The sequence below is a fragment of the Bradyrhizobium sp. 190 genome (genome assembly GCF_023073415.1).
In the GTDB taxonomy this organism is placed as follows: Bacteria; Pseudomonadota; Alphaproteobacteria; order Rhizobiales; family Xanthobacteraceae; genus Bradyrhizobium.
In genome coordinates, this window is record NZ_JADPJL010000019.1 from 1 (window position 1) to 9,391 (window position 9,391).

At 58.8% G+C, this 9,391-nt stretch carries 14 protein-coding genes and 1 pseudogene; 3 read left to right on the forward strand and 12 right to left on the reverse strand.

What is annotated here, in order from left to right; translation table 11 throughout:
- The first annotated feature begins 442 nt into the window (after positions 1–442).
- On the forward strand, positions 443–664 hold the full coding sequence (locus IVB22_RS14745) for a hypothetical protein (protein WP_247518060.1): 222 nt from the start codon (positions 443–445) through the stop codon (positions 662–664).
- A gap of 154 nt (positions 665–818) precedes the next feature.
- Positions 819–1,082: a hypothetical protein gene (locus IVB22_RS14750; protein WP_247518061.1), complete on the forward strand. Its 264-nt coding sequence runs from the start codon at positions 819–821 to the stop codon at positions 1,080–1,082.
- An 82-nt stretch (positions 1,083–1,164) separates the two neighbouring features.
- Here the strand turns inward: IVB22_RS14750 and IVB22_RS14755 are convergent, their stop codons facing one another.
- The gene (locus IVB22_RS14755; protein ID WP_247518062.1) at positions 1,165–1,683 is read right to left on the reverse strand and encodes a DUF2231 domain-containing protein; all 519 of its coding nucleotides are present in this window, start codon (positions 1,681–1,683) and stop codon (positions 1,165–1,167) included.
- A 229-nt stretch (positions 1,684–1,912) separates the two neighbouring features.
- On the opposite strand from IVB22_RS14755, the gene IVB22_RS14760 reads away from it, so the two are divergent.
- Positions 1,913–2,473, forward strand: coding sequence for a group 1 truncated hemoglobin (locus tag IVB22_RS14760; protein ID WP_247518063.1), 561 nt, complete (start codon positions 1,913–1,915; stop codon positions 2,471–2,473).
- 231 nt (positions 2,474–2,704) lie between these two features.
- On the opposite strand, the gene IVB22_RS14765 is transcribed toward IVB22_RS14760, so the two are convergent.
- From IVB22_RS14765 to IVB22_RS14805, 11 genes and pseudogenes are all read right to left on the reverse strand, one after another.
- Positions 2,705–2,947 (reverse strand): DUF1127 domain-containing protein, encoded by a 243-nt coding sequence (locus IVB22_RS14765; RefSeq protein WP_247518064.1) that lies wholly within the window; start codon positions 2,945–2,947, stop codon positions 2,705–2,707.
- 93 nt (positions 2,948–3,040) lie between these two features.
- Positions 3,041–3,505: a chromate resistance protein ChrB domain-containing protein gene (locus tag IVB22_RS14770; RefSeq protein ID WP_247518065.1), complete on the reverse strand. Its 465-nt coding sequence runs from the start codon at positions 3,503–3,505 to the stop codon at positions 3,041–3,043.
- 36 nt (positions 3,506–3,541) lie between these two features.
- Positions 3,542–4,438: a YncE family protein gene (locus tag IVB22_RS14775; protein ID WP_247518066.1), complete on the reverse strand. Its 897-nt coding sequence runs from the start codon at positions 4,436–4,438 to the stop codon at positions 3,542–3,544.
- A gap of 7 nt (positions 4,439–4,445) precedes the next feature.
- Positions 4,446–5,192, reverse strand: a complete 747-nt coding sequence (locus IVB22_RS14780; protein WP_247518067.1) for a sulfite exporter TauE/SafE family protein — start codon at positions 5,190–5,192, stop codon at positions 4,446–4,448.
- 113 nt (positions 5,193–5,305) lie between these two features.
- A pseudogene (locus IVB22_RS14785) lies at positions 5,306–6,197 on the reverse strand (DUF1259 domain-containing protein).
- A complete protein-coding gene (locus IVB22_RS14790) occupies positions 6,198–6,422 on the reverse strand; it encodes a hypothetical protein (RefSeq protein WP_247518068.1) in 225 nt (74 codons plus the stop codon). It abuts the pseudogene before it with no gap.
- 347 nt (positions 6,423–6,769) lie between these two features.
- Positions 6,770–6,901: a hypothetical protein gene (locus IVB22_RS41390; RefSeq protein WP_256467420.1), complete on the reverse strand. Its 132-nt coding sequence runs from the start codon at positions 6,899–6,901 to the stop codon at positions 6,770–6,772.
- 566 nt (positions 6,902–7,467) lie between these two features.
- Positions 7,468–7,587: an archaellin/type IV pilin N-terminal domain-containing protein gene (locus IVB22_RS41610; protein WP_308200402.1), complete on the reverse strand. Its 120-nt coding sequence runs from the start codon at positions 7,585–7,587 to the stop codon at positions 7,468–7,470.
- Between the two features lie 5 nt (positions 7,588–7,592).
- The gene (locus IVB22_RS14795) at positions 7,593–8,021 is read right to left on the reverse strand and encodes a DUF411 domain-containing protein (protein ID WP_247518069.1); all 429 of its coding nucleotides are present in this window, start codon (positions 8,019–8,021) and stop codon (positions 7,593–7,595) included.
- 27 nt (positions 8,022–8,048) lie between these two features.
- Positions 8,049–8,759, reverse strand: coding sequence for a cytochrome c family protein (locus IVB22_RS14800; RefSeq protein WP_247518070.1), 711 nt, complete (start codon positions 8,757–8,759; stop codon positions 8,049–8,051).
- Positions 8,760–8,860: 101 nt separating this feature from the next.
- On the reverse strand, positions 8,861–9,391 hold a 531-nt coding region (locus IVB22_RS14805), incomplete at its 5' end, for a hypothetical protein (RefSeq protein WP_247518071.1).

Genomic DNA, 9,391 nt, shown 5'->3' on the forward strand with positions numbered 1-9,391 from the left:
TATGGTGGTCTCCGCGGCGCCGGCTCACACTACCAGCGAGGCCGCCGAGTGACATTTCAACTTTGCAGAGTTAGGGACATCTCAACTTTGTTGCAACACTCCGATCACGGCAGCCTCCGACCGCGCTGAGCGATGTCTGCTTCCGGGGATAAAGCCGAAGTGGGTCAGGCATACGCCGATGTCACCTTTTGACCCCTTTCGGACTCGACCCGACCCACGTTCCCCGTTCAGGGGGCGGCATGCGACTAAGCGAGTTCATTAAGTCGATCGGCTGAGCGGCAGAAGGTCGGCCGCGCGCCGCGTATGTGCGACAGGCGGCGATATCACGCCGGAAGCTATCTTGTTGCTGCCTTCCGTCGAGGATGGTCGAAGCGGAACTTTTCTTACCAAGTGGCATTAGCAAATCGCTTTGATCTGGCGGCCAACACGAGGAGCGCAGGCAATGGCAACCCAAATCATCATGGACCACAACGGCGATACGCGGCATTACTTCGATGTGAAGGACGCGAAGGCCCTCTTGGACGCCGAGCGCCGCTTCAAGGCGCTAACGGGTGCTGGCTTCACTGCGGCAACCCGTACTACTTCCGGAGAGCCGGTCGTGACGCGAACGTTTGATCCGACCGTAAAGGAGACCCTGTTTTTTCCGCGGCTCGTCGGTGGCTAAAGCTAGGTTCGTATTCGTGACGTTGCTTCAAGTTGCGAACGGTCGGTTCCGGCGGCTACTAGCGGCCTGCTTGCACTTGGCGCGAACGTTTCGCGATTGGTACCTCCGCCCCGGTACAATCGAGCAGCGCGGCCTCAATCTCTTGAGGGAATGGATGTCGCAGGAGCAACTGGCGCAGTATGACGCGCATAAATATTTCGAGGTCGTCGGCTGCCACAGCGGCAAGCGATACCGCATATGTCACGGCCATGGAGCCAACATCATCGAGCTAGACGAGTGCGCCCGGCCGAGAACGGGCTGGTGCTTCGTGCCGAATGAACATCTCGTCGCGGGCGACGTCATGCTGGCTCAAAAGATTGCCTTGGAAACCGATGAGCGGGGCGCGCTGGCAAAAGCGAACAGGTTTACGCCTAGATAATTTGGCGAGCCAACCGACAATTCGGTGCATCGCATTTGTCTGAAACAAAGAGGGCCGCCAACTGAGGCAGCCGTGGAATCTGCTATCTTACAGGCGACTGATCTGCCACACCGACGCGGTGACGATAGACCATCTCCCAACCCTTCCAACCCGTGAACAGCAAGATTAGAACTACGACAAGCGACAAGACCAAGCCGGTTGGGATGACGGCAGCGCTCCCGTGCTCGTAGCGCGAATACCAATTGTAGAGTTCGATCAGGACTGCAACGGCATTGCCGCCGGCGTGCAGCCACGCGTCCGATAGATTGCGGATTTGAACATCTCCCAGCACGTCGATTAACCCCACCACCGCCGCGAGCGCGGCCATGATAAGGCCGATGCCCAACATCCAAAGCGAAGCGTTCACCCAAAAGTCGTTTGACGTTTTCCAGAACGCAAGATCGGAAATCAGCGTCAAAGCGAAACAGGCAATGGGAAAAGGAATGGGAAAAGGAATGGGAAAAGGAATGGGAAAAGGAATGGGAAAAGGAATGGGAAAAGGAATGAGCATTGGGTGAATGGGATGTCCGGCGATCTGAGCAGTCGATTTTGGATTTGGCATGGCGTGCCTCCAAAGGGGCAATTAGACACCTTCAACCTTTGTTCGTTGCTCAGGTTCCATGGATGCTCGCCGGACATTTCGCGGGCGTCGCGGGATTTGATCCGACTCCCGAGTTCGTTTTTTCGGAACCTTTTCGCTTCAAGACCATCCAAGCGGGCACCACCGAGAGCGGATGCTGGGCGCGCACGCGCTTGGAACGGTAATCGAACGATCACCAAGGAGGTAACCAATGGCACAGGATCTTTCGACTTCTATCGCAAGACGAAGCCTGGTCGCAGGGCTGGCGCTGAGCGCCGCCACAGTCGCTTTGGCGGGGGCTGATAACGCCTACGCGCAGGCCAAGGAAACCACGTCTGAGAAAAGTCTGTATGAGCGGCTGGGAGGCGTATTCGCCATCGCGGCGGTGGTGGATCACTTCAGCGACGCCGTCGTGAAGAACCCCGTCGTCGGCCAGAAGTCCAAGAACCCGCAACTGCGGGAATGGCACACCAAGAACCTGAAAAGGTTGCCGGGCCTCAAGTTCATGCGCACGCTGTGGGTCTGCAACGTTTCGGGCGGGCCCTTCCAGTTCACCGCCACCAAGCCCGGCAAGACGCCCGTTGGTCTGGAGGAGGCCCATCGGGATCTCCGGATCTCGCCGGCCGAATTCGATGAGGTCGTAGCCGAGCTTGGACGGACGCTGGACTTCGCCAAGGTCCCGAAACGCGAGAAGGCCGAAGTCCTGGCAGCCTTTGCCGCCCACAAGGACGAGGTCACGGCCGGCTACGTCGCCGCGGCCAAGCGCGGCTGAAGCTGCTCACTGCTCAGTCCATACGATCCCGCTCAGCCAAAGCTGGGCGGGAAGTGTTGCTGCGCCCGACGAGAGACCGAATAAAACTACCACCTGCGGTCCAACGAGTGTGTTTGTGGCACCTTTGAGACGTGCCCGCCTATCCTGAGAATGTCCGTTCACTGGGGCAGACCGGAAGTCGCCGTGGTCCCATCAAACCGACGCGAATGACCCCAAGCGGACATCGGACTGCTATCGGCTCTCGCGCCACGCAATCATGTACACGGAAGATCTGCGCACTTCTTCAACGCCCAGCCTTGATAGACCCATGTCGGCGAGCAGCCGGTCATCAAGTTCGAGAAGTTGTTTGTACTGGCATCGTCGTTCCCACCCCAGTGCTATTCCAGCAAGCCACGCAAGCGGGGCTTTCCAGGACCATCTAAAGGCCGGAAAAGAAGGTACGTCGAGAGTGTGGGTTGAATTGCCGCAAGACATGGTTTCACCTCCGCAAGGGAGCGAAACAACGCTTGGCTGCGGAGCAGCTCATCGGGCGGTTGTCGATGGCCCGAGTGATTTCCATGACGAGTATCAACTCATGAAGTCGCCATGCGGCTTGCCGCGCTTTACCATCTCGCCGCAATACGCATAGAGCGCGTCGTAGACGATCCACTCCGCCGCGTTTTGCTCGTGGTCGTCTTTGAAGCCGAGATGCCGAAAGCCTTCGGCCACAGCTTCGAGGCCCGGACCCTCCGGTTGATTGTACAGCGTGTTGTCGGTGTCGGCGCCGTTGACGATCCGCCCAAGCAACACCAGCGCGGGATCGCCGGTCAGCTTGTACTTTTTCAGGATAGCCTCGAACGAGCATTCCTTGCCGTGATGGCCTAGCTCAACGTCTTTGACGTCATATGGAATGGCGTCGAGGCGCTCCGCCTCCGCCATCACGTTCTCCCTGGGCACAAACACGAACTCGGCGTCCTTATCGACGAACTTCTTGATGAGCCAAGGACATGCGACGCGATCGACTTTAACTTTTTCTCGGGTGATCCATTTCATGCTAATTCTCCTTTGAGGTGCCTTTGCTGGCGAACATCAGGTGTCCGAGAGGACAAGCACTCCGCCATGTGCTGCTGAAATTACGTAAAGCTGGTCCGGCGCCACCAGCGCCGTGGTATGCGCGCCCGCGCCTGTCACGGTTCGCGTGCTATTTCCGTTGCGCGGATCAATAGAATCGACAAGGCCAGGCTCCCCGATTGCGACATGAACCAGACCGGTTGCGGGGTTGAAAAACGTAACATCGGGTGGCCCTCCGATTGGCCAAACGTTCGTGACGTCGCCCGAGATACTGCTCATTTCAACTAGAGTTGAATCATCGCACGCGACATAAAGCAGACCTCTCGAATGGTCGATATCGAGACCGTGGGCCCCTATTGAGGGGACTTTCCAATGTGTCACCGCGCCAAGGTCGGGCAGGCGTGCCACCAGCACCATGGAAGGCTCGCGGATACAAAGGAACACTCGTTCGGCGGCTGCGTCAGTAACGCACCAGCGTGGCCGTCCCGGCAGGTCTATCGAGACATGCTTAGGACCGTTTAATTCGAAGAGCTGGAGCGTCGGCGTTTCTCCCTCGTCGCCAATGCAGGCTGCAATCCCGAGGCCAGATTGCGCGACGATCACAGCACCATTTGGCCGGCCGCCGGTCTTGTACTTAGTGCGCGTTTCCAGGGTATTGGCATCAAGCAAGGCAACGCTAGCACTGCCGCGGTTAGTGACCAGAATTTGTCCGTCATCGGCGATGGCGCCTGCCACGCCCGGAAATCCCGGCAAAGTAGCGAGGTGCTTGCCGGCATCGTGGTCGATCACCTCGACGCAATCACGGGCGGTGTGTGCAATGAACACACGCCGGCTCGTTGCATCGAACGCGGCGTGATCGAACTCGCCGCCCACGGCGTCAGGTATGGCGATGGTTCCGATTGTTTTCAGGGGCATGACGACCTCACGAATCGCGAATGAACACTGCCGGCACGATCAGCGACAGGCCGGCAAACAGGAGTAGTACCAGCACCGCTTTCCGGAATGTCTCGTCATTAATTTTTCCATAGAGCTTGAAGCCGCTCCACAGGCCGGCGAGCATGAATGGGAAGCCCAGTGCGTACAGTTTAAGGGTTTCCGGCGTGAAGGCGCCGGTGATGGCCATTGAAATGGAGATGACCACAAAGGCAGCGAACAGCACCGGTTGGAACACCGCCCGTTGCAAATCCTTCGTCCAACCGCGCCATTGGCAGGAGATAGTCGACACGATGCCACCAAGCCCGGTCAGTCCGCCAACGAGCCCGTTGACGATACCAATGCCAATGTCGGGCCCGGCCGCAATTTTCATCGGCTTGATTGCCGGCCGCGCTAGACCGTAGGCCGTGTAAAGCACGAGCAATACACCAACGCCGAACCGCAGATAGACCGGGTTGAGATGGTTCAGAAGGACCACTCCGATCGGGATGCCGATCGTTGTGCCAAGCGAGAGCGGCCAGATTTTTTGCCAGTCCAACGCCTGACGTAGTTTCAGGATGCCGTAGCCCTGCGTGAGCAGTCCGTAGCCGGCGATCAGTGCTGCGGTTTGTATCGGCGTTATGATGTGCAGCCATACACCCGACACGACGAGGCCCATTGCGAAGCCGGAAAAGCCGCTGACGAAACCGCCGGCAAAGGCCGCGATAAGAAAAAGAGTGAGAATCCATCCATCCATGGGTTCGCTTCCCCAAAACGAGGTCACGAGCACTTGGATGGACATCCATCTGACGGGGAGGCTGCAGATCCCCACGGTCTTCAAATGAGTAGCTTGATCGAGTTCCTTTAATCCTAACTTTTTGTGCTGGCGGTCTTGTCGAGTGCGGCGCGAAGTCCGCGGGCAAGTTTCAACGCATCGTCATTAGCCCAGAAGTGGAGGAAGAACAGCCGCGGCTGTTCGTCCAGCATGTGGCTGTGGACGGCGGTTACGTCGATGCCGTTCGCTCGCAACGCTCTGATCACCGGATTCACCTCATCGCTGGCGAGTACGAAATCGCCGGCGATAGCTGCCTTGCCACCACCGGTGGGCTGAAAACCGATGGCAATCGCCACGCCCATCGGCCCCACCGGGCTGATCTGCATGCCATTTTCCATGACTGGATCACGGCGTGGCACCGCGAATTGATAGACGCCGCCGTTCGCCTGTCCCTTGACGCCGATGATCTGATCTAGCTGTGCGGTGTCGAGATCGACGGCTGGCGGTGGCGCCGCGGCGGGTGTCGCGAGTGGGGTCTTGCTCGCCGTCGCCAGGGCATCCCGAATAACCAGAGCCATCCTTGTGGGATCGCCGCGGCCTCCAACGTGCATATAGAACGTTGCGGGTGAGGCGCGCAGCAGGTGATTGTGAACGGCGGTGATCTCAAAGCCGCCTTCGATCATCTTGAGCATCACCGGATTGACTTCGGTCTCAAGCAGCACGAGATCGCCCATGATCATGGCCTCCCCGTGCATTGGCTTGAACGCAACCCAGCCTCCGAGTGCCAGAGCCGGCTTTATGGTGACGCCATCGAGGGTCACGGTCAGATCGGTACGGGGGAAACCGTAGCGGTGCACGTCGCCCGAAACCACGGGCTTCCTTTCAAACGTGTCATCGACCCCTCTTCCAGTCGATTTCCTGAGAGGCGGCGACCGTCGTGAACGAGGCCGCAAGGATCGAGGCCGCCAGCCAAAGTTTGAGACCCATCTATCTCTCCTCCGGGTTTGAGGTGGTGTCAGACTGAGGAATAATATCTGACAGCAGAATTTCGGCTTCGAATCCCATCGCGCGTAACGCAATGGCGAAGCCTTCGCTGATTTCCTCCGCACTGCAGAAATAAATGATTGACGAGCCTTCGCGGACAGAATCAATCGGCGCGGCTTCAGGACTGACCGGTGTACATAGCGAAATAGGGGGCTTTCGGACGTCCATGCGCAATCTCCTCGACAAGTCGAGCATTGCGCAGAGCTTGGACGGAACCCGTCTAATGGGGAGTCTGCTTTTCCCCGCGATGCCAAGTTAGTCCGAACGGACCGGTTGGGCAAGTCACGTTGTCGCGGTTCCCCTCGGCCAATGCCGCAGTTTGCGAGCGACTACCCTGATGGCGTGACCGCCAAGAACCTGAATGATTGCGCCGCCGAATTAGAACTGCAACGTCGTCCGTTGGAAGAGAAACACCGCCTCAGTTGATACCCGTTATTGGCACTTTTCGGACCTCGTGCGATGGTCGACTTGCTTCCGTTATGTGCATTAAAGCGGACATCCCTTACGGTTCGCCGTCACCGCATTTGATCATAGGCGTCCGCTAGGAAATGATCGAAACTCTCGATCCGGATGAGGCCGAGACGTGGATATTCCATATCGGTCACCGTGTAGAGCGCGACGGTCAGGGTTCCTGCAAAGAGAAGCATGTGTATCCAGCTGTGCCCTGCGCTCGCGGCCATTCCAAACCCGGCGAGCAGTGAGCAGCCGAGACCAAGGCCAAACAGAATAAAGTAGATGATCTGTGGCGGATGTTTTTCGGCGGCAGCTGCACGCAGACGTGCAACCTCGAACAGGCTATTCAGCGCTGGAGCGCGTTGAGCTCTGGTCGTATCGGGTCATGCGGATAGGCTGTGCCGATCCCGAGAAAAGCAACCGCACTCAATCCCATCATGCGAGCTACTATCAACCGGTAAAGACGCGTCGGCCGGCCTCCATTGGGACTAGTCATGGGAACCTCCGTTCCCCCAAGCCCGTTTGTGTGGGTCATCGGAACTGCGAGAAGGTTCAACCGGAAGGCCGATGCGCTGGCTCGGCTGGCCACTTCCGAATCTGGGGGAAAAGCGGAAGTAGCCCGGTCGCCGCGCGAAGTCGCCTTTTGACCCAGGCTGTGTCGAAGCGGACATTGCGCCCACGAAAGCCAGAGCCGCCCAGCGTCGCGGCCAGGGCCAACGCACGCACTCCTGCCGAGAGCCGATTGCTGCCCGGAGATGCCTTATCCTTTGAACAGGTATTTAATAAGAGCGGCAGCCGCGAGGATCAGCACGATCAGCAGCAAAAGGCCGATCAAGCCCATGCCCCACATGCCAGCGCCACTCATCATGTCTTGCATCATTGCGTTCACTCGCGCGCGTACACCTTCGCGCCATCGTCACCGAAACTGTAAATGACAAACGGCTCCTTTTTTCCGCCGGTCATTCCGGGCGAGCCGTCCGGCATGCCAGGCAATGATATTCCCCGAACGGCGGGCCGTTCCTTTAACAATCGGTGAACGATGCTTGCCGGTACGTGGCCTTCGACGACATAGCCGCCGATGATCGTGGTGTGGCAGCCTTTGAACTGCTGCGGGACGCGGTATCGCTTCTTGATTGAGGACAGATTTTCGGTCTGTTGCACCGTCACATCGTAGCGGTTCTGGCGCAAATGGTCGGCGTGGCCATCACAGCAGCCGCAGTATGGCTGCTTGAACAGCGTCGCTTTGAGCTGCTCGGCAGCCGCGGGCGTTAGCCCAAGCGCTGCGACAAGCAAGGCGATGAGAAGCCGCTGCATGGCAATTCTCCTTCGTTCGTCGCTTTCCTAGCATTTCTCGGCGATGGATTGGCGGAGCTCGGCGAGGCTCGAAAAAATGATCGACACTCGATCGCCGACCATGCCCGACCGATGCAGGACCGGCTCTCCCGATCGCGGCCCGCGCGGGCTGGTGTCGACCTTCAGCCGCACGTTGGTTTCCCAGAACGGAAACTTGGCGCCGTCGGCAGTCGTGACATGATAGCCATCGCCGCAGTGGCGAATTTCGGTGATGCGCTGGTTGGACCCAACGGAGGAGAGGTCCGCGGGTATCTGCCCCCGTGCCATCCCGGCGGGGATCAGGCCTTCCTTTACAACCTTGGCCGCACCGTTTGGCGCCAGCGCCAACCGGAGAAAGGCAACGAGGTCTTCGCGGGTCTTGCCGTTCTCGATGCCACGGAATGTCATGGTCGTTCCCGGCACCATGACTTGCGGGTCCGCAATCCACGCGTAGAGGGTTGTCTCGTCCCAGACGATGTCGGATTTTTTCAACGCATCGGTGTAGCGTCCGAAGTCGGAGAGGGTCGCGGCCCGTCTGCCCCACATGTCAGCCAAACTTGGTCCGGAGAGGTGCACGCCGGGATGCAGCGAATGGCAGGCGGCGCACAAGCGATAGGCCGCCGCTCCTCTCTTGGCCGTCTTGTCCATGTCCTGTGCAAGGGCAACGTCTGCGCCTGCCGCAAGAATGAGTACTGTCGCGATTAGAGGCAATTTCGACATGAGAAGCTCCGAATCGTCCGAACGGGATGCGCCCGTGTCGAGGCTCCCGATGCCATGCGACAAGTGTCCGATTTCCCGCGGACGTCCAGGCGCCGGCGGGTCTAGGTGAATGCGAGCCGTCTTGGAGGAGGCGGATCGGGCGCGGCAATCCGATTTGTCAGAACCGCATCAGGTTGGGACGGGAACTCACCATCAACTGCGAGAGGGATGAGGCCAGCGCACTGAACTGCCGCAAACGGCGGCACGCCTACGCACATCAGAAAGCAGAGAGCACGACTTGGCTTGGTCTCGTGACAGCAGTTGCAATCGCCGGACATGGTATCCGGGGCTTGCGCCATTTGGAGCGTCATGCTCGCGGCGGGCACGCTCATCAGAGCGGGCGACAACCCGATCCACAGGCTGAGGAACAGCGTGATGACGCGGTTCAGTTTCCAGTCCATGACACAGCCAGTATATTCGACCGGTCCACAAGAAGCAGTCAAAAAACAGTTATCGAGCGAACCGAAGCGGTTGCGGCGCCAAGCCTGCAATTGGCCGATTGTGTTGAAGAAGTCCGCGAACCGGCAATTTGGGATCGGGCAATGCGACCGGCGCACGGGTGCTTGATTGCGCCTAGGCGGGCTGGAGCGCAG